General features: G+C 71.8%; 16 protein-coding genes. All 16 read left to right on the top strand.

Annotation, left to right across the window (positions count from 1 at the left end; all coding sequences use genetic code 11):
* Nucleotides 1-216 precede the first annotated feature (216 nt).
* From C1N74_RS14845 to C1N74_RS14770, 16 genes are read left to right on the top strand one after another with little or no spacing between them, the layout of a single operon-like run.
* Nucleotides 217-1,911, top strand: a complete 1,695-nt coding sequence (locus tag C1N74_RS14845; RefSeq protein ID WP_137750819.1) for an ABC transporter substrate-binding protein — start codon at nt 217-219, stop codon at nt 1,909-1,911.
* Between the two features lies 1 nt (nt 1,912).
* On the top strand, nt 1,913-2,887 hold the full coding sequence (locus tag C1N74_RS14840) for an ABC transporter permease (RefSeq protein WP_137750818.1): 975 nt from the start codon (nt 1,913-1,915) through the stop codon (nt 2,885-2,887).
* Entirely contained in the window at nt 2,884-3,882 is a 999-nt protein-coding gene (locus tag C1N74_RS14835) for an ABC transporter permease (RefSeq protein WP_023953721.1), read from the top strand. Before C1N74_RS14840 ends, C1N74_RS14835 begins: the two co-directional genes overlap by 4 nt.
* Nucleotides 3,883-3,899: 17 nt before the next feature.
* Nucleotides 3,900-4,778 carry an ABC transporter ATP-binding protein gene (locus C1N74_RS14830; RefSeq protein WP_137750817.1) on the top strand — a complete coding sequence of 293 codons (879 nt, stop codon included), beginning with the start codon at nt 3,900-3,902 and terminating at the stop codon, nt 4,776-4,778.
* Nucleotides 4,775-5,665, top strand: coding sequence for an ATP-binding cassette domain-containing protein (locus tag C1N74_RS14825; RefSeq protein WP_137750816.1), 891 nt, complete (start codon nt 4,775-4,777; stop codon nt 5,663-5,665). The genes C1N74_RS14830 and C1N74_RS14825 overlap by 4 nt, the downstream gene beginning before the upstream one ends.
* The gene (locus tag C1N74_RS14820) at nt 5,662-6,951 is read left to right on the top strand and encodes an alpha/beta fold hydrolase (protein WP_088381043.1); all 1,290 of its coding nucleotides are present in this window, start codon (nt 5,662-5,664) and stop codon (nt 6,949-6,951) included. Before C1N74_RS14825 ends, C1N74_RS14820 begins: the two co-directional genes overlap by 4 nt.
* Nucleotides 6,948-8,390, top strand: coding sequence for an aminopeptidase P family protein (locus C1N74_RS14815; protein WP_023953729.1), 1,443 nt, complete (start codon nt 6,948-6,950; stop codon nt 8,388-8,390). Before C1N74_RS14820 ends, C1N74_RS14815 begins: the two co-directional genes overlap by 4 nt.
* Complete coding sequence (locus C1N74_RS14810; protein ID WP_258317941.1) at nt 8,357-11,140, top strand: glycoside hydrolase family 127 protein; 2,784 nt, start codon at nt 8,357-8,359, stop codon at nt 11,138-11,140. The genes C1N74_RS14815 and C1N74_RS14810 overlap by 34 nt, the downstream gene beginning before the upstream one ends.
* Entirely contained in the window at nt 11,137-12,039 is a 903-nt protein-coding gene (locus tag C1N74_RS14805; protein WP_088381041.1) for a dihydrodipicolinate synthase family protein, read from the top strand. The genes C1N74_RS14810 and C1N74_RS14805 overlap by 4 nt, the downstream gene beginning before the upstream one ends.
* A gap of 58 nt (nt 12,040-12,097) precedes the next feature.
* Nucleotides 12,098-13,099 (top strand): proline racemase family protein, encoded by a 1,002-nt coding sequence (locus C1N74_RS14800; protein WP_064955768.1) that lies wholly within the window; start codon nt 12,098-12,100, stop codon nt 13,097-13,099.
* Nucleotides 13,096-14,076: an ornithine cyclodeaminase family protein gene (locus C1N74_RS14795; RefSeq protein WP_137750815.1), complete on the top strand. Its 981-nt coding sequence runs from the start codon at nt 13,096-13,098 to the stop codon at nt 14,074-14,076. Before C1N74_RS14800 ends, C1N74_RS14795 begins: the two co-directional genes overlap by 4 nt.
* Entirely contained in the window at nt 14,073-14,783 is a 711-nt protein-coding gene (locus tag C1N74_RS14790) for a GntR family transcriptional regulator (RefSeq protein ID WP_023953740.1), read from the top strand. The genes C1N74_RS14795 and C1N74_RS14790 overlap by 4 nt, the downstream gene beginning before the upstream one ends.
* Nucleotides 14,780-15,946 carry an FAD-binding oxidoreductase gene (locus tag C1N74_RS14785; RefSeq protein ID WP_137750814.1) on the top strand — a complete coding sequence of 389 codons (1,167 nt, stop codon included), beginning with the start codon at nt 14,780-14,782 and terminating at the stop codon, nt 15,944-15,946. The genes C1N74_RS14790 and C1N74_RS14785 overlap by 4 nt, the downstream gene beginning before the upstream one ends.
* A complete protein-coding gene (locus C1N74_RS14780) occupies nt 15,943-16,266 on the top strand; it encodes a (2Fe-2S)-binding protein (protein ID WP_103842672.1) in 324 nt (107 codons plus the stop codon). The genes C1N74_RS14785 and C1N74_RS14780 overlap by 4 nt, the downstream gene beginning before the upstream one ends.
* Complete coding sequence (locus C1N74_RS14775) at nt 16,263-17,762, top strand: FAD-dependent oxidoreductase (protein ID WP_258317940.1); 1,500 nt, start codon at nt 16,263-16,265, stop codon at nt 17,760-17,762. Before C1N74_RS14780 ends, C1N74_RS14775 begins: the two co-directional genes overlap by 4 nt.
* Nucleotides 17,759-19,252: an aldehyde dehydrogenase (NADP(+)) gene (locus tag C1N74_RS14770; RefSeq protein WP_137750812.1), complete on the top strand. Its 1,494-nt coding sequence runs from the start codon at nt 17,759-17,761 to the stop codon at nt 19,250-19,252. Before C1N74_RS14775 ends, C1N74_RS14770 begins: the two co-directional genes overlap by 4 nt.
* The last annotated feature ends 19 nt before the right edge of the window (nt 19,253-19,271 follow it).

The raw sequence follows: 19,271 nt of genomic DNA, 5'->3' as shown, positions 1-19,271 counted from the left end.
GATTCTCCGAGTCTCGCGCGCCCGGGCGACGCTCGCTGTGTTTCGCGGATGTGAAGAAACGGCCGGATCGCGTGACGATCGTGTCACGCGGACCTTCCCGAGCTGCAGACCTCGGTAGAACGGATGCAGCGTGATCGTGCAATTGCACATTGCACCGTGATGTTGTTTCATGGACAGCACTCGACGCAATGGAGCAGAGAAAGGGAAGGTCCACCGATGACCACCACCAGGAGATTCGCCGGCATCCTCGCCGCGGGAACGGCCATGGCACTCGCCCTCACGGCGTGCGCCGGTGGCGGCGGTTCGCCGCAGCAGACCGGCACCGACGGAACGCCGCAGACCGGCGGAACCGTCCACATGCTCCAGAACGCCGACTTCTCGTACCTCGACCCCGCCCGTGGCTGGGACGGCGGCGTCAACGCGTTCTACCGTCTGCTCTACCGCGGCCTCACGATGCAGGCCGCGGGCGACTCCGACGACCCGAACGCTATCGTTCCCGACCTCGCGACCGGCCTCGGCGAGGTGTCCGACGACGGACTCACCTGGACCTACACGCTCAAAGACGACCTCTTCTTCGACAACGGCGACCCGATCACCTCCGCCGAGATGGAGTTCGGCATCTCCCGCGCATGGGATCCGCAGATCGGCATCGGCTCGCCCTATCTGAAGTCCGTCATCGACGCGCCCGCCGACTACCAGGGCCCCTACGTCTCGGGGGACCTCCCCACGATCGAGACGCCCGACGCGAAGACGATCGTCTTCCACCTCAAGGCGCCCTTCCCCGAGTTCGACAACGTGCTCGCCCAGCCCAACGCCGTGCCCTTCCCGATCGGTTCCGGCGGCGGCGACGAGTTCATCAACGACGTCATCGCGTCAGGCCCCTACACGCTCGATTCCTACACCCCCGGCAGCACCATCAAGCTCGTGCGCAACGAGCACTGGGAGCCCGAGACCGACGAGGTGCGCAAGGCGTACCCCGACCAGTGGCAGTTCGACATCGGCATCGACGGCGCGACGATCGACGAGCGCATGATCGCCGGGCAAGGCGCCGACCAGAACGCGATCGCCGGCAAGATCGCGGGGGCCACCCTGCCCCGCATCCAGACGCCGCAGCTGCAGGAGCGCGCGATCACCGCTCCGGCGTACTGCACGACGTACATGTCGCTCAACACGACGAAGCCGCCCTTCGACGACCTGCGCGTGCGCCAGGCGGTGAACTGGGCGCTCGACCGCGCCAGCATCCAGAACGCGTCGGGTGGAAACCAGCTGGCGGATGTCGCGACGACGATCATCCCGCCGGCGGTCAGCGGGCACCTCGACTACGACCTCTACCCCTCCGACGGCAACACCGGCGACAACGACGAGGCCATGGCGCTGCTCGCGGAGGCCGGGCTCGGCGACGGGTTCGAGTTCACCCTCGACATCCGCTCGAACCCCGTCGCCCAGGCGCAGGCCGAGGCCGTGCAGCAGGGCCTCGAGCGCATCGGTGCGACCGTGAAGCTCAACGTCATCGACACCTCGATCTACTACGAGACCATCGCGACGCCGTCGCAGCAGAACAACGCCGCGATCACCGGGTGGTGCCCCGACTGGGCCTCGAGCGCCAGCACCTTCATCCCGCCGCTGTTCGACGGCGCGGCCATCACCGAGAAGGGCAACCAGAACCTCGCTCAGCTGAACGACCCGGCCGTCAACGAGCGGATCGCCGAGATCCGTGGGATGACCGACGTCGATGCCGCCAACGAGGCCTGGGGCGAGCTCGACCAGCAGATCATGGAGCTCGCGCCCATCGCGCCGATGGTCTTCGAGAACGGCATCTTCCTGCCGGGGTCGAACATCGCCGGCTACATCCCCAACACCAACATGACCGACCTCACGATCGTCGGTCTGAAGGACCCCTCGAAGGGCTGACATGACCTTCAGCTCGGCCCCCCTCGAGGTCGAGGCCACGCCGGGCGGTGATTCCCCTCTCGACGAGTCGGTGGAATCCCGTCCGGCGTCCGGCCGGAAACTCCTCCGAGGCTTCCTCACCGATGTGCCCGCGATGCTATCGCTGGCCTACATCGTGCTCGTTCTGCTCATGGCGGTCTTCGCGCCCCTCATCGTCCAGATCAGCGGCTGGTCTCCGTACCAGTTCGACCAGAGCGCGATCGACCCCAATATGGGCGCGATCCCGATCGGGCCCCTCGGCGGCATCAGCGCCGAGCACTGGTTCGGGGTCGAGCCCGGCAACGGCCGCGACATCTTCGCCCGGATCGTCTACGGCGCCCAGGTCTCGATGACGGTCGCGCTGTCGGCCACCCTCTTGACCACGGTGCTCGGAGTCGTCCTCGGGATGCTGGCCGGATACCTCGGCTGCTGGGTCGACACGGTCATCTCGCGGGTCATGGAGTTCCTCATGGCCTTCCCCGCGCTCATCTTCATGATCGCGATTCTGTCGGCGCTGCCGGCGGACAACCGCGTGCTGCTGCTCGTCGTCGTGATCTCGCTGTTCGGCTGGCCCTACCTCGCCCGCATCGTGCGCTCGCAGACGCTGTCGCTCAAGGAGCGCGAGTTCGTCGAGTCGGCTCGCGCCTCGGGTGCCTCGAGCGTGCAGATCATCTTCCGCGAGATCCTGCCGAACCTCTCCTCGACCATCATCGTGATGGCGACCCTCGCGGTGCCGGGATACGTCGGCACCGAGGCGGGGCTGTCGTTCCTCGGTGTCGGGGTCGTCCCGCCCACGCCGAGCTGGGGCCAGATGATCGCCTCGGCGGCGCCCTGGTATGCGGTCGACCCGATGTACTTCCTCATCCCGGGCGCCTTCCTCTTCCTCCTGGTGCTCTCGTTCACGACCCTGGGCGACCGCATCCGCGCGCTCGTCGGCAGCGCGGAGGTGCGCGCGTGACCCGCTTCGTCCTCTCGCGCGCGACCGGCATGGTCGTGGTGCTGTTCCTCGTGACGCTCTTCACGTTCGTGATCTTCTTCGTGCTCTCGCCCGACCCGGCGGTGCAGATCTGCGGCAAGAACTGCACGCCCGAGCGCATCGACCAGATCCGTGCGAACCTCGGGCTCGACCAGCCCTTCCTCACGCAGTTCTTCACGTACCTCTCGGGTCTGTTCGTCGGCCGCGAGTACGAGATCGCGGGCGCGACGGTCGCATGCGGCGCCCCGTGCCTCGGGTACTCGTTCCAGACCGGGCAGCTCGTGGGCGACATGATCGTGCAGCGCCTGCCCATCTCGGCGACGATCGCGATCGGGGCGGCGGTGCTCTGGCTCGTCGGCGGCGTCGTCGGGGGCGTCCTCAGCGCCGTGCGCGAGGGGAAGTTCACCGACCGGTTCGTGGCCGGGCTGACCCTCGGGTCGATGTCGATCCCGAACTACGTCCTGGCCCTGGCCCTGCAGTTCGTCCTGGTCGTCTCGCTCGGATGGCTGCCGTTCCCGCAGGCGGTGCCGTTCGCCGATGATCCGGTGCAGTGGTTCCTGAACTTCCTCATGCCGTGGATCGTGCTCGCGGTCGGATACGCCGCCGTCTATACGCGGCTCACGCGGGCGAACGTGATCGACACCCTGCAGGAGAACTTCGTGCGGACGGCGCACGCGAAGGGGCTGCGGCCGAGCCTGGTGTGGCGCCGCCACGCGCTGCGCCCGGCGCTGACCCCCATCGTGACGATCTTCGGGATGGACGTCGCCGGTCTCCTCGGCGGCGCGGTGATCACCGAGACCGTGTTCGGCATCAACGGCGTGGGCAAGCTCACCGCCGACTCGATCTCGTCGAACGACCAGCCGGTCATCATGGCGGTGACGCTGCTCTCGGCGTTCTTCGTCATCGTCGGCAACCTCGTCGTCGACCTGCTCTACGCGGCGATCGATCCTCGCGTGCGGACGGCGGCCAAAGCATGAGCGGCGAAAGGATGCCGATGACGGACGACCTCCTGCGCGTCGATGACCTGACGGTGCAGTTCCGTACCGCCGGCGGCTCCGCCCGCGTCGTCGACGGCCTGAGCTTCGCGATTCCGCGCGGCGGGGCGCTCGGGATCGTCGGCGAGTCGGGCTCGGGCAAGTCGATGACGAGCCTCGCGATCATGGGGCTGCTGCCCCGGGGCGGCAGCGCCACGGGCTCGGTCACCTTCGACGGACGGGATCTGCTGACCCTCCCCGGCCGGGAGATGCGGCAGGTTCGCGGCGACCGGATCGCGATGATCTTCCAAGACCCCCTCTCGTCGCTCAATCCGTACTACACCGTCGGTACGCAGATCGCCGAGGCGTACCGGTCGCACCGGTCGGGCGTCTCGCGCCGTGAGGCCCGGCGGGTCGCGATCGAGGCGATGGAGCGGGTGCACATCAGGGATGCCGCGAAGCGCGTCGACCACTACCCGCACCAGTTCTCGGGCGGAATGCGTCAGCGCATCATGATCGCGATGGCGCTCAGCATGGAGCCCGAGCTGATCATCGCCGATGAGCCGACCACGGCCCTCGACGTGACGGTGCAGGCGCAGATCCTCGATCTGCTCGCCGAGATCCGCCGCGACACGGGCGCCGGCCTCGTCCTCATCACGCACGACCTCGCGGTCGTCAGCGAGGTGACCGAGCACATCGTCGTCATGCGAGCCGGTCGCATGGTCGAGCAGGGCAGCGTCGAAGGGGTCTTCAGCGACCCGCAGGAGGAGTACACGCGGCGACTGCTCGACGCCGTTCCCCGCATCGACGACGCGATCGGCGAGCTGCGCACGACCGATATCGCGATCGTGCCGGACAGCGAGATCACGCCGGACGACGGAATCGAGGAGACGGCATGACCGACCAGACCGCGCCGCTGTGCCGTGCGACGGGCCTCGTGAAGGAGTTCGCGAGCCCGGGTGCGACGATGTTCTCGCGCAGCAGCCGCTTCCGCGCCGTCGACGGCGTCGACCTCGACATCCGGCGCGGCGAGACTCTCGCCCTCGTCGGCGAATCGGGTTCGGGAAAGTCGACCGCCGCGCGGCTGATCGCCCGTCTCATGGACGCCACGGCGGGGACGATCGAGTTCGAGGGGCGGGATGTCACGCACCTGCAGGGGCGCGACCTCCTCGCTTTCCGCAGCGACGTCCAGGTGATCTTCCAGGACCCGTACTCGTCGCTCAACCCCAAGCACACCGTCGAGCGACTCGTGACGGCACCGCTGCGGTATCAGAATCGGAAGATCCCGGCCGGGGCGCGCGCGTTCACGCGGTCGCTCATGGACCGGGTGGGGCTCAACCCCGACCATTCCGACCGGTATCCGGCGCAGTTCTCGGGAGGTCAGGCACAGCGCATCGGCATCGCCCGGGCGCTCGCGGTCGGACCGAAGATGGTCATCTGCGACGAGGCGGTGTCGGCGCTCGACGTCTCGGTGCAGGCGCAGGTGATCAACCTGCTGACCGCGCTGCAGCGCGACGAGGGCTTCGCGTACCTCTTCATCGCGCACGACCTCGCTGTCGTCCGCCAGATCGCGACCCGCATCGCCGTGATGAGCCGCGGTTCCATCGTGGAGACGGGGGAGCGCGACCGCGTCTTCGAGAGCCCTCAGCACGAGTACACCCGTACGCTGCTCGCGGCGGTGCCCCGCATCAACCCCGAGTGGGACCGCCGCCGGCGCGCCGCCGAGAAGGCTCGCCGTGCCCGCGCAGCAGCCGCGGCATCCGACACCCAGACGGAGGCGTCATGACGACCGAATACCACCTGCCCGGCATCCGCGTCGCGGAGCGTCGCATCGAGGTCCCGCTCGACTGGAGCGCCGGTACAGCGGCGGCCGGGACGATCGAGCTGCTCGTGCGCGAACTCGTCGATCCCGACCGGGCGCGCGATGAGCTGCCGCTGCTCGCGTTCCTGCAGGGCGGCCCGGGTGGTTCGAACCCACGGCCGCTGCGTCGCGAGGGCTGGATCGACGAGGCCCTGCGCGATTATCGCGTGGTGCTCGTCGACCAGCGCGGCACCGGGGGCAGCACGCCCCTCGAAGCCGTCGACGTGGCCGGGCTCGACGCCGCGGCCGGCGCGGACCTGCTGTCCCTCCACCGCGCCGACTCGATCGTCCGCGACCTCGAGCACGTCCGCGAGACGCTCTACGGCGGGCGGCGGTGGGCGACACTCGGGCAGAGCTACGGCGGCTTCCTCACGCTCACCTACCTGTCGACGGCGCCCGAGGCGCTGACCGCCTGCTACGTCTGCGGCGGCATCCCCGGCACCCCGCCGCGGGCCGCCGAGGTCTACGCGCGCACCTTCGACCGGGTCGCGGCGAAGACGGCGGAGCTGTACCGGCGATTCCCCGAGGATGCCGAGGCGATCGCGCGCATCGCCGACCGGCTCGCCGAAGGCGACGTGACCCTCCCCGACGGCGACGTGCTGACCGTGCGCCGCTTCCAGTCGCTCGGGATCGACCTCGGGATGAAGCCCGGCCACGAGCGCCTGCACTGGCTCGTCGAGAAGGCGTTCGCCCGGCCCGGGCGGCTGTCGGAGGCGTTCCTCGCCGACGTGCAGTCGCTCAGCTCCAGCGCCGGCAACCCGCTGTTCTGGACCCTGCAGGAATCGATCTACGGCGACCCGAGCAGCGGGCCGACCGCGTGGGCGGCGCAGGCCGAGCGCGACCGTCGTCCCGAGTTCGACGAGGACCGGCGGCCCCTGCTGTTCACGGGCGAGATGGCCTTCCCCTGGATGTTCGACGAGGTGCGTCTGCTTCGCGGGTTCCGGGAGGCCGTCCATGCGCTGGCCGCCCGCGACTCCTGGACGCCGTTGTACGACCTCGACCGGCTCGCCGCGAACGACGTGCCGCTGGCGGCGGCGGTGTACTTCGACGACATGTACGTCGATGCGGGGCTGCAGCTCGAGACGCTGTCGCGCATCGGCAACGCCCAGTCGTGGGTGACGAACGAGTTCGAGCACGACGGCATCGGCTCGGGTCGCACGTTCACGCGACTGCGCGAGCTGGTCCGAGACCGCGGAGGAGAGAAGCGATGACCGCCCCCGACACCCCCCGTCCGCCCTACGCCGGCACGCGGTACCCGCGGCTCGCGCAGGTGCCGGCGTTCACCGAGTTCGTCTCGCGCGACTGGGCCGACGTGCCGACCCGCCCACAGCTGCCCGCGGGCGCCCCGGCCGCGGCATCCGATCATCGCGACCGCCTGAGCGCCGCGCTTCCCGGGCGGGTGATCGTCGCGGCCGCCGGTCACGCGCCCGTCCGCAACGACGACGCCCACTACGGCTTCCGCGCCGACAGCGGCTTCGTCTGGCTGACGGCGTGCCAGGTCGAGGGGGCCGTGGTCGTGCTGTGGCCCACAGCCGGCGGTCATGACGCCGTGCTGTACCTGCCGCCGCCGTTCCGCCCCGGTGACGCCGGCTTCTTCTCGGATGCGAACCACGGCGAGCTCTGGGTCGGCCCCTCGGCCGGTCTGCCCGAGTGGTCCGACGCGCTGGACATGACCGTCGAGCCGCTCGCCGCGCTCGACCGGCGCCACGGCGAGCTGCGGGGTGCCGCCGCCGCGCGCTCTGCAGCCGCGCTCGCCGCCGAGGTGGGGGCCGAGGTGTCGGTCGAGCTCGAACGCGCGCTCGCCCGCCTGCGAATGGTGAAGGACGCGTGGGAGATCGGCCAGCTCCGCGAGGCCGTCGACGCGACGGTCGCCGGATTCGGCGCGGTCGTGGCCGAGGTGCCGCGGGCGATCGCCGACGGCCTCGGCGAGCGGTGGCTGCAGGGGACGTTCGACCGCCACGCACGCACGTTCGGGAACGGACCGGGCTACTCCACGATCGTCGGGTCGGGCGCGCACGCGCCCATCCTGCACTGGGTGCGGTGCGACGGCGAGGTCGTTCCGGATGCCGCGCTGCTGCTCGACATGGGCGTCGAGGCCCGGTCGCTCTACACCGCCGATGTGACCCGCACGGTTCCCGCGAGCGGAACGTTCTCGCAGACCCAGCGCGCGGTGCACGATCTCGTCGAGAAGGCGCACCGTGCGGGACTCGACCGCATCCGGCCGGGCGTGGCGTATCTCGACTTCCACTTCGCCGCGATGGAGGTCGTCGCGCAGGGGCTGCACGACTGGGGGCTGCTGCCGGTCTCGGTCGACGAGGCACTGTCACCCGAGGGGCAGCAGCACCGCCGATACCTCGCCTGCGGGATCGGCCATCACCTCGGGCTCGACGTGCACGACTGCAGTCAGGCGCATTACGAGGACTACATGGGTGCGGCGCTCGAGCCGGGCGTCGTCATGACCGTCGAGCCCGGTCTGTACTTCCACGCCCACGACCTGACCCTCCCGCCCGAGTTGCGCGGCATCGGCGTGCGCCTCGAAGACGATGTGCTCGTCACCGACGCGGGCTCGGAGGTGCTGTCGGCGGCCCTGCCGATCTCCGCCGCCGAGGTCGAGGCGTGGACGCGCGCGCAGTGGGCGGACGAGCGATGACGGATGCCGCACCCCGCGCGCTGCCGTTCCCCTACGGGGCGGTGCGACTGAAGCCGACGAGCGCGTTCGCCCCCGCCCATGACCGGATGCTGCGCCTCGCCCGGGTCTACCCGATCGACCGGCTCCTCGCGGTCTTCCGCGCCGGCGCCGGGCTCGACACCCGCGGGGCGGTGCCGCCGGGCGCGTGGGAGGGCTTCGGTCATCCGGCGGAAAAGTCGTGGGGCGAGCACGACTATCCCGGTCGTGAGGTCGCGCAGACGGCGAATCTGCTGCGCGGACACTACACGGGCCATTTCCTCTCGATGCTCGCGCTGGCTGCTGCGGGCGAGGACGACGACGAGCTGCGATCGCGCGTGGACGAGCTCGTGGGCGGGCTCGCCGAGGTGCAGCAGGCGCTCGCCGCCACCGGACGGTACTCGCACCCGGGCCTTCTCTTCGCCTCGGGCGAGTGGCAGTTCGCGCGGCTCGAGCATCTCGCGCCCTACGGCGAGATCTGGGCGCCGTATTACACATGCCACAAGCTCATGGCGGGCCTGCTCGACGCCTACGAGCTCGCCGGCAACGAGCAGGCCCTCGAGGTCGTCACGGGTATGGCGCACTGGATCGCGGGCCGCCTCGAGAAGCTCGACCACGACCACCGCCAGCGCATGTGGTCGCTCTACATCGCGGGCGAGTTCGGCGGCATGAACGAGACACTCGCGCGGCTCAGCGCCCTCGCCGACGAGCCGCGCTTCCTCGCGGCGGCGCGAGCGTTCGATCAGGCAGACCTGCTCGACGCGGCATCGTCGGGGCGCGACATCCTCGACGGCATGCACGCCAACCAGCACCTGCCTCAGCTCGTCGGTTACGTGCGCGAGTACGAGCTCACCCGCGAGCGTCGCTACCTCGCCGCCGCGATCGGGGTGTTCGACCAGATCGTCCCGGGGCGCATGTACGCGCACGGCGGCACCGGCGAGAACGAGCTGTGGGGTCCGCCGCGCACGGTCGCGGGCGACATCGGTCGGCGCAACGCCGAGACCTGCGCGACCTACAACCTCGTCAAGCTCGCCGAGGCGCTGTTCGGGCATACGCTCCAGCCCCGCTTCCTCGACTACGCGGAGCGGGCGCGGCAGAACCAGATTCTCGGCTCGCGGCGCGCGGTCGACTCCGACGACAGCCCCGAGGTGACGTACATGTTCCCGGTGCACGCCGGTGCGCTGCCCGAGTACGACAACGTCGGCACGTGCTGCGGCGGGACCGGGCTCGAGAACCACGTCAGTCATCAGGCCGGGATCTTCTTCCGCGAGACCGGCGCGGAGCCCGCGCTCTGGGTCGCCCGCTACACGCCCGCCGAGCTGCGCTGGGATGAGCGAGGGATCCGCGTCGACATCGACCAGGAGCATCCCTTCGCAGATCGCGTCACGCTGCGAGTGCGGACGACCCAGGCCCGCCCGGTGCGGTTGACGATCCACCTGCGCATTCCCGAGTGGGTGGCCGGTGGCGCCGAGGTCGCCGTCGACGGACGCCGGTTGGAGCTCGACGCGCACCCGGGCGGTTCCGTCACGATCGACCGTGCTTGGCAGGGCGACGAGAGCATCGAGCTGGCGCTTCCCGCTGCGCTCCGCTCCGAGCCGACGATCGACGACCCGGAACTGCGCAGCCTGCGCTACGGGCCGCACGTGCTCGTCGCGCGCGACGGGTCGACGACGACGATCGAACGATCATGGAACGCGCAGCGGATGCCGGGAGGTGCGACCCGTGCCGACGTCGACGATGTCTCGGCGGCGCTCGCGGCGACCGGCGCGGTTTCGATCGCCGGGCTTCGCCACGAACCGGTCTGGAACGGCTCCGACGAGCGGTACCACCTGTATTCGCGAGGCGCAGACCGGACGATCGGGTTCGCCGGCGTCGAGACGGGTGTGCCCGCACGGCGGCGCGCCGACGGCACCACACTGGTCGACGACCTGTGGGTCGAGCCCGCGCCGCAGGACGACGCCGAGCTGCTCGACCGGCTCGTCGCGGTGTGCCGCAGCGGCATGGCGGACTCGCTCGTGAGCGCGTCGGAAGCACGGGCCGTCATCGGCGCCGGGCTCGACGCCGGCCTCGGGATCGGCGCCGAGTCGGCCGTGACCGCGGATGCCGCGCGTCGCGCGCGGGACGTCGTCGGGGCGTTCAGCACGACCCCGGATGCCGCCATGCCGCCGACCGTCGACATCGGGGTCTCACCCGCGCCGGCGGCGTCGGGGTGGTTCACCGTCCCTCCCGCCGTCGAGGTGCGGGCCACCGGCGTGGCCGGCGACCGGCTGCGTCTCGAGCTGCGCATCGACGACGGCGCCTGGCGCACGGCCGACGGCCCCGTCATCGTCGATCGCGAGGGCCTCGTGCGGCTCGAGGCGCGCGCGATCGACGGGGACGGGCGGTCGAGTACCGTGCGGCGCGAACTCGCGATCGACACCCAGCCCCCGCAGAGCGAGGCGCGGGTGAAACAGCTCGGCGCCGCCGTCGAGATCACGCTCGTCGCCACCGACGACGTCTCCGGTGTCGACGGCATCCGCTGGGCGGGGGAGGGGACCTTCTGGGCGACGTTCCAGGAAGCCTTCGTCCGCGCCCTCACGGATCGCGAGCAGGTGATCGAGTTCGCCGCGACGGATCGGGCAGGCAACGAAGAGGCGCGTCACCGACTCACTCTCCCGCCCGCCCCGAAAATGGATACCATTGCAATTGCACTGACACCGGCGCCTGACATCGCCAGATCGGAGAACGACTCATGACCGACCGCAAGCCCTGGCACGGCGTCAACCTCGCGACCACGCTGCCGTTCCGCGACGACCTGTCCGTCGACTACGACGCCTACGCCGAGCTCGTGCGCTTCACGACGCAGAACGGCGTGACCGGCATCATCCCCAACGGCTCGCTCGGCGAGTATCAGACGCTCACCGAGGAGGAGCGCAAGCGTGTCTTCCTCACCGCCGTCGAGGCCGCGCCCGGCGCCGCCGTCATCCCGGGCGTCGGAGCCTACGGCGCTCTCGAGAGCGTGCGCTTCGCCGAGCACGCCGCCGAGAACGGCGCTCCGGCCGTCATGCTGCTGCCGCCGAACGCCTACCGGGCGAGCGACGACGAGGTCGTCGACCACTATCGCCGGGTCGCTGCGGTCGGCCTGCCGATCCTCGCGTACAACAACCCCATCGACACGAAGGTCGACCTGCGTCCCGACCTGCTCGCGCGGCTGTTCGCCGAGGGGCTCATCGTCTCGGTCAAGGAGTTCTCGGGCGACGTCCGTCACGCCTACGAGATCCGCGAGCTCGCGCCGGGCCTCGACATCTCGATCGGATCCGACGACGTCGTGTTCGAGCTCGGCCTCAACGGCGCCGTGGGCTGGGTCGCCGGCTACCCCAACGCCATCCCCGCGTCGACGGTCGAGCTCTACACGCTCTCGACCTCCGACGACCCGCAGGACTGGGTGCGGGCGCGCGAGATCTACCGCGACCTGCACCCGCTGCTGCGCTGGGACTCCAAGACCTGGTTCGTCCAGGCGATCAAGCTCTCGCAGCAGGTCGCGGGCGTGCTCACGAGCACGACGACCCGTCCGCCGCGCCTCGCCCTGCCCGACGAGGTGGCCGCGCGTATCATCGCCGACACCGAGGCCGTGCTGAGCAAGGGCTACCGCTGACCCGCGGCAACCGTCCCCGCTGAACCCGCCCCGCCGCCGACGACCGAAAGGCTCCTTCATGCGCACGAAGCGCGTCTTCCACGCCGTGGACTCCCACACCGAGGGGATGCCCACCCGTGTCATCGTCGGCGGCGTCGGCACCCTGCCCGGGGCCACGATGGAGGAGCGACGGCAGCGGTTCATGGCCGAGAACGACGGGCTGCGACGCCTGCTCATGAACGAGCCGCGGGGTCACAGCGCGATGAGCGGGGCGATCCTGCAGCCTCCGACTCGGCCGGATGCCGATGTCGGCGTGCTCTACATCGAGGTGTCGGGATGCCTGCCGATGTGCGGCCACGGCACGATCGGGGTCGCCACCGTGCTGGTCGAGACCGGCATGGTGCCCGTCGTCGAGCCGGTCACCACGATCCGGCTCGACACCCCCGCGGGGCTCGTCGTCGCCGAGGTGGAGGTGTCGGACGGTCACGCCGATCGCGTGACCATCCGCAACGTGCCCTCGTTCGTCGTCGGGCTCGGCCGCTCGGTCGAGGTTCCGGGGTTCGGGCGGGTGCCCTACGACCTGGCGTTCGGCGGCAACTTCTACGCGATCGTCCGGCTCGACGACCTCGGGCTGCCGTTCGAGCGTGCCCGCAAGGACGACCTGCTGCGCGCCGGGCTGGCGATCATGGCCGCCGTCGACGAGGCCGACAGCCCCGTGCATCCGGTCGACGGCACCATCCGCGGCTGCCATCACGTCTATCTCGAAGCGCCCGGGTCGACCGCTCGGCACTCGCGGCACGCGATGGCCATCCATCCCGGCTGGTTCGACCGGTCGCCGTGCGGCACCGGCACGAGCGCGCGCATGGCGCAGCTCCACGCCCGGGGCGAGCTCGCGCTGCACACCGACTTCGTCAACGAGTCGTACATCGGCACCGCGTTCACGGGCCGCCTCGTCGAGCAGACCGAGGTAGCCGGCATCCCCGCGGTGATCCCGACGATCACGGGCCGTGCGTGGGTCACCGGCACGGCGCAGTACATGCTCGACCCGAGCGACCCGTTCCCCGAGGGGTTCGTCCTGTGAGCGCAGCGTCGGCGGGTGTCCCCGTCGTCTCGGCGGCCGACATCGAGCGCGCGATGACCCCGCCCGCGGCCGTCGAGGCGATCGACGCGGCGCTGCGATCCGGACTCGACGTCGAGGCCGACCACGAGCGCATCTTCGCGCCGCTGTCGGCGGGCGACTTCCTGCTGATGCCGTCGGAGTCACCGGATGCCGTCGGCATCAAGGTGGCCACGATCGCGCCCGGGAACACGCGGCTCGGGCTGCCGAAGATCAGCGCCTGGTATCTGGTGTTCGATCGCGCGACCCTGCAGCCCGCGGCGATCATCGACGGCACGCGACTGACGACGCTGCGGACGCCGGCGGTCACCGCGGTCGCCGTCCGCGCTCTGCTCGCCGCCGACCCACGCGGCGCCCGGCGGCGGATCGATCGTCTCGCGGTGCTCGGCTCGGGCCCCCAGGCGATCGAGCACGCGACGACGCTCGCGGCGATCCTGCCGGTCGGCGAGGTGACGATCGTCGGGCGCACGCCCGAGCGGGTCGAGGACGCCGTGGCGATCCTCCGCGACCGCGGCATCGACGCGCGGACGGCGACGCTCGCGGCTGCCCGGGACGCGGATGTCGTCGTCACGGCGACGTCGTCGAGCACGCCCGTCCTCGACCTGGACGACATCGCCCCGGGCGCCGTCGTCGCCGCCGTCGGGGCTCACGGGCTCGATCACCGTGAGCTCGGGTCCGATCTGGTTCGGGCGGCCGACATCGTCGTCGAAGCCCGCGCCTCGGCCGTGCGGGAGAGCGGCAACCTCGCGGGCGCAACGCGCGGCGGCGAGCCTCTCGCCGAGCCCGCGAACCTCGTCGAGCTCGTCTCGGGCCGCCTGTCACGCCGCCCCGGCGCGCCCGCCGTCTACACCGGCGTCGGCATGGCCTGGGAAGACCTCGCCGTCGTGCAGGGGATCATGGAGGTCATGCGGCGGGGGTCCGCATCGGAGGAGACGACATGAGCACGCCCGAGTTCCGCAACGTGGTCCGGCTGGACAAGCAGCCCAGCATCCGTTCGACGGTCACGCGCGCGCTTCGCGCCGCCGTCATCAGCGGCGAGCTGCAGCCCGGACGGGTCTACTCCGCGCCGAGCCTGGGCGAGCAGTTCGGCGTCTCGGCCACGCCCATCCGCGAGGCGATGCTCGACCTCGCCCGCGAGGGGCTCGTCGTCACGATCCCCAACCGCGGGTTCCAGATCACGGAGGTCTCCGAGCGCGACCTCCGCGAGGTCACCGAGCTGCGCCTGATGCTCGAGCCGCCCGCCGTCGAGCGTGCCACCCCGCTCATCCCGGCGTCGGCGCTGCCGGACCTCCGGCGCAAGGCCGCCGACATCGTCGCGGGCGCACAGTCGGGCGACCTGGTCGAATACCTCGCCGCCGACAGCGACTTCCACCTCGCGCTGCTGCAGTACGCCGGCAACGCCCGGCTCGTCGACCTCGTCGCGGGGCTGCGCTCGCAGACGCGATTGTTCGGACTGGCGAACCTCCACGAGCAGGGGCGCCTCGTCGCGTCGGCCCACGAGCACGACCTCATGCTCGATGCGATCGAGGCGGGCGACGCCACGGGCGCCCGTGACCTCGTCCACCGCCACATCGAGCACGTGCTCACCGACTGGTCGGGCGAGGCCCCCGCACGCTCGGATGCCGCGGACGGCGGTGTCGGCACGTGACGGATCGCCCCGGGCGCCCCGACGTCCTCATCATCGGTGCGGGCATCGTCGGCGCCGCGGTCGCCCGAGCGGCGGCCGAGGCCGGGTTCTCGGTGACCGTCGTCGAGCGAGGGACCATCGCTGCCGGCACGACGAGCCGGTGCGAGGGCAACCTCCTGGTCTCCGACAAGGAGGTCGGGCCCGAGCTCGAACTCGCGCTCCACTCGCAGCGCATCTGGCGCGGCGAACTGGCCGAACACGCGTCCAGGTGGGAGTTCGAGGCCAAGGGCGGGCTCGTCGTCGCGGCGAGCGAGGGCGGCAAGGCGGCCCTCGACGCGCTCGCCGAGCACCAGCGCTCGCTCGGCATCCGGGCCGACGACGTGCCCGACATCGCGGCGCTGCACGACATCGAGCCATACCTCAACCCCGCGATGGCCGGCGGGGTGTACTACCCCGACGACGCTCAGGTTCAGCCCGTCCTCGCCGCGCACCATCTGCTGCGGCTCGCCCGCGACCGCGGAGCCCGGCTGCTGACGGGTGTGACGGTCACCGGCATCCGCACCCGCGCCGGTCGCGCTATCGGCATCGACTCCTCGGCGGGCGCGATGGACGCGGGCGTCGTCGTCAACTGCGCCGGGCCGTGGGCGGGCGAGATCGCCGCGCTCGCCGGGCTCGAGCTGCCCGTCCTGCCGCGGCGCGGCTTCGTGCTGGTGACCGAGCCTGTCCCGGTGACGGTGCGGCACAAGGTGTACGCGGCCGAGTACGTGCAGAACGTCGCGTCGTCGGACGCGGGGCTCCAGGTCTCGTCGGTCGTCGAGGGAACGCCCAGCGGCACGATCCTCATGGGCGCGAGCCGCGAGCGCGTCGGTTTCGACACGTCATTTTCGGCCGAGGCAGTCGGACGCATCGCGCGCGCGGGCGCCGAGCTGTTCCCGGTGCTCGCCGACGTGCAGATCCTCCGGACGTACTCGGGCTTCCGGCCGTACTGCCCCGATCATCTGCCGGTCATCGGCCCCGACGCCCGGCTTCCGGGGCTCTGGCATGCCGCGGGACACGAGGGCGCGGGCATCGGACTCTCCGTCGGCACGGCCGCCCTCATCGTGCAGGCGCTTCGCGGCGAGCCCACCGACCTGCCGCTCGACGCCTTCCGGCCCGAACGCTTCGCCGAGCGGGTTGCGGCATGAGCGCGGAGATCGCGGGCGACGACACCTTCCGCTTCGACGGTGCACCGGTGCCGTTCCGCCCCGGCCAGACCGTGGGCGCCGCACTCGCGGCATCCGGCGTCGTGTCGTGGCGGGCCTCGCGAGCAAGCGGTGAGCCGCGCGGGCTCTTCTGTGGGATCGGTGTCTGCTACGACTGCCTGCTGAGCGTCGACGGGCAGCGCTCGCAGCGCGCCTGCGTCACTCCCGCACGTCCCGGCCAGGACGTCCGAAGCGACGACCCGGACGCACCCCTCGCGCTTCCCGCGCCGTCGTCAGCCGCGCCGGAAGGGGCTGGATCGTGAGCGTCGAGAGTCGTGCCGACCTCGCCGTCGTCGGGGCGGGCCCCGCCGGTCTCTCGGCCGCCGTCACGGCTGCCGAGGCCGGGCTGCGGGTCGTCCTCGTCGACGCGGGCACGCAGACGGGCGGCCAGTACTGGCGGCATCCCGACGAACGGCATCTCGACGCCTTCGCCGATCCCGAGCACACGGGGCACCACCACTGGGAGCGCTATCGCGGGCTGCGCGATCGGCTGCGGCGTCAGGTCGAGGCTGGAGGTGTCGTCCACAGCGCCGGTCGGCAGGTGTGGCGGATCGACCGCGCGGCGGGCGCCGGGTTCCTGCTGCGGACGACCGCCGTGACCGGGGCGGATGCCGCGGCGCCGGTCGATCGCGCGATCCGCGCCGCGCGCGTGGTGCTCGCGCCCGGCGCCTACGACCGTCAGCTGCCCGTGCCGGGCTGGACGCTGCCCGGCGTCATGGCCGCCGGCGGCGTGCAGGCGATGCTGAAGGCGAACCAGGTCGCGGCCGGCCGTCGCGCCGTCGTCGCCGGAACCGGGCCGTTCCTCCTCTCGGTCGCCGCGGGACTCGCGCGGGCGGGAGTCGAGGTCGTCGCTGTCTGCGAGGCGAACGCGCTGTCGCGCTGGGCCGCGACCCCGCTGCGGGCGCTGCAGGAGCCGGGCAAGCTCATCGAGGGGGTCGGCTACGCGACGACCTTCGTCCGTGGCCGCATCCCGCTGCGCACCCGCACCGTCGTGACGTCCGTCACGGGGGAGGGGCGCGTGACCGGCGCGACCATCGCCCGGGTGGATGCCGCGGGGCGCGTGCGTCCGGGAACCGAACGCACCCTCGACGTCGACCTCGTCGCCTTCGGCTGGGGCTTCACCCCGCAGATCGAGCTCGTGGTCGGTGCCGGGGCCGAGACCCGCATCGACGTCGACGGGTCGCTCGTCGCGGTCATCGACGGCGACCAGCGCACGAGCGTGCCCGGTCTCTACGCCGCCGGCGAAGCGACCGGCATCGGCGGCGCGGTGCAGTCGTGCGCCGAGGGCGAGTTGGCAGCCCTCGCCGCGGCCGTCGACGCGGGGCTGCCGGTTGCGGCGGCCCCGGCGCGGCGCTTGCGACGGCGGATCGCCCGCGGCCGGAGCTTCGCCGTCGGGATGCACCGGGCGAGCCCCGTGCCCGAGCAATGGGCGACGTGGCTCCGCGACGACACGCTCGTGTGCCGGTGCGAGGAGGTGCCGCTTTCGGCCGTCCGCGACACGGTGACCGACCTCGCCGCCGACGACGCGCGGGATGTGCGCGTGACCGCGCGCCCCGGCATGGGGATGTGCCAGGGGCGGGTGTGCGGCTTCGCACTCTCGTGCCTCGTCGAACGGGAAACGGGGCGACCCCGCCAGGCGGCCGACGTCGAGCCCCTCGTCCGTCGACCGATCGGCACACCCCTCCGCGTCGCAGATCTCGCCGACCTCGCCGACCTCCCCGACCCCGCAGACTTCTCTCCTCGGAAGGAACGCTCATGACCACCGCCGCCTCCCCCGCCACGGCGACGCCCGTCGCCGACACCCCGATCGCCGAGGTCGACGCGTTCGTCGGGATCGCCGCCGACGCGTCATCCGCCTGGCGTGCCGCCCCGATCGCCGTCCGGGGCGAGGCCCTGCGCGCGGTGGCCGAGGGCCTGGATGCGCGTGCCGACGACCTCGTGCTCCTCGCCGGCCGCGAGACGCATCTCGCCGAGGCGCGGCTGCGGGGTGAACTGAAGCGCACGACATTCCAGCTGCGCCTGTTCGCCGATGTGCTCGCCGAGGGGTCCTGGCTCGATGCACGCATCGATCACGCGGTCGCCGACTATCCGATGGGGGCGCCGCGCCCCGACATCCGCCGTCAGCTCGAGGGCATCGGCACGGTGCTCGTCTTCGCCGCCAGCAACTTCCCGTTCGCGTTCTCCGTCGCCGGCGGCGACACCGCCAGCGCGCTCGCGGCGGGGAACGCCGTGGTGCTCAAGGCTCACCCGGGGCACCCGCACCTGTCTGAGCTCACCGGCGAGATCGTCACGGCCGCCCTCGCGGCGGCGGGCGCGCCGGCGGGCATCTTCACGGTCATCCACGGGACGGATGCCGGGGTGCACGCGCTGCGGCATCCTGAGGTCCGTGCCGCCGCGTTCACCGGCTCGATCGCCGGTGGCCGGGCACTGTTCGACATCGCGATGTCGCGGCCCGAGCCGATCCCGTTCTACGGCGAGCTCGGCAGCGTGAACCCCGCATTCGTCACGCGCGGTGCCGCCGCGGGGCGCAGCGCGGAGATCGCCGAGCAGTTCGTCGCCTCGGTCACCGGCAGCGCGGGGCAGCTGTGCACGAAGCCCGGGCTGCTGCTTGTTCCGGCGGGGTCGGGCGTCGTCGACGCCCTCGCCTCGACCGTGCTGCCGGAGCCCGCGCCGCTGCTCAACGACTCGATCGCCTCGGGCTTCCGCCGCGCGCTGGATGGCGCCGCGGGGCATGACGGGGTCGACGTGCTCGCCGGGACGCCCTCGTCGGACGGCGACGCGCCGCCCGCGCCGGCGCTGCTGCGGACGACCGCCGCCGCGGTGATCGCCGACCCCGACGCACTCGTATCGGAGATGTTCGGGCCGGCGGCTCTCGTCGCCGAGTACGACGACGACGCCCAGCTCGTGGCGGTCGCGAAGCTGCTCGAGGGTCAGCTGACGGCGACGATCGTCGCCGAGGAGGGCGATGCGGTGGCGGCCGAGCTGCTGCCGGTGCTCGCGACGAAAGCCGGACGGGTGCTGTGGAACCAGTGGCCGACCGGCGTCTCCGTGACGTGGGCGCAGCAGCACGGGGGACCGTACCCCGCGACGACAGCGGTCGGCACGACGTCGGTCGGAACCGCCGCGATCACCCGCTTCCTGCGGCCGGTCGCGTACCAGAACGTGCCCGACGCGCTGCTGCCCGCCGCGTTGCAGGAGGCCAACCCGCTGGGCATCCCCCGTCGCGTCGACGGCATCCTGCACCCCTGACCTCGCCCCCGCCGGGCGC

The organism is Microbacterium sp. SGAir0570 (genome assembly GCF_005491085.2).
In the GTDB taxonomy this organism is placed as follows: Bacteria; Actinomycetota; Actinomycetes; order Actinomycetales; family Microbacteriaceae; genus Microbacterium; species Microbacterium arborescens.
Note: the sequence above shows the minus strand (reverse complement) of the source record. Positions and strands in the feature narration are given on the sequence as shown.

Coding starts and splice junctions, on each gene's coding strand:
- C1N74_RS14770 (WP_137750812.1), top strand. CDS start 17,759: ATGACCACCGCCGCCTCCCCCGCCACGGCGACGCCCGTCGCCGACACC.
- C1N74_RS14800 (WP_064955768.1), top strand. CDS start 12,098: ATGCGCACGAAGCGCGTCTTCCACGCCGTGGACTCCCACACCGAGGGG.
- C1N74_RS14840 (WP_137750818.1), top strand. CDS start 1,913: ATGACCTTCAGCTCGGCCCCCCTCGAGGTCGAGGCCACGCCGGGCGGT.
- C1N74_RS14805 (WP_088381041.1), top strand. CDS start 11,137: ATGACCGACCGCAAGCCCTGGCACGGCGTCAACCTCGCGACCACGCTG.
- C1N74_RS14825 (WP_137750816.1), top strand. CDS start 4,775: ATGACCGACCAGACCGCGCCGCTGTGCCGTGCGACGGGCCTCGTGAAG.
- C1N74_RS14845 (WP_137750819.1), top strand. CDS start 217: ATGACCACCACCAGGAGATTCGCCGGCATCCTCGCCGCGGGAACGGCC.
- C1N74_RS14780 (WP_103842672.1), top strand. CDS start 15,943: ATGAGCGCGGAGATCGCGGGCGACGACACCTTCCGCTTCGACGGTGCA.
- C1N74_RS14815 (WP_023953729.1), top strand. CDS start 6,948: ATGACCGCCCCCGACACCCCCCGTCCGCCCTACGCCGGCACGCGGTAC.
- C1N74_RS14820 (WP_088381043.1), top strand. CDS start 5,662: ATGACGACCGAATACCACCTGCCCGGCATCCGCGTCGCGGAGCGTCGC.
- C1N74_RS14830 (WP_137750817.1), top strand. CDS start 3,900: ATGACGGACGACCTCCTGCGCGTCGATGACCTGACGGTGCAGTTCCGT.
- C1N74_RS14790 (WP_023953740.1), top strand. CDS start 14,073: ATGAGCACGCCCGAGTTCCGCAACGTGGTCCGGCTGGACAAGCAGCCC.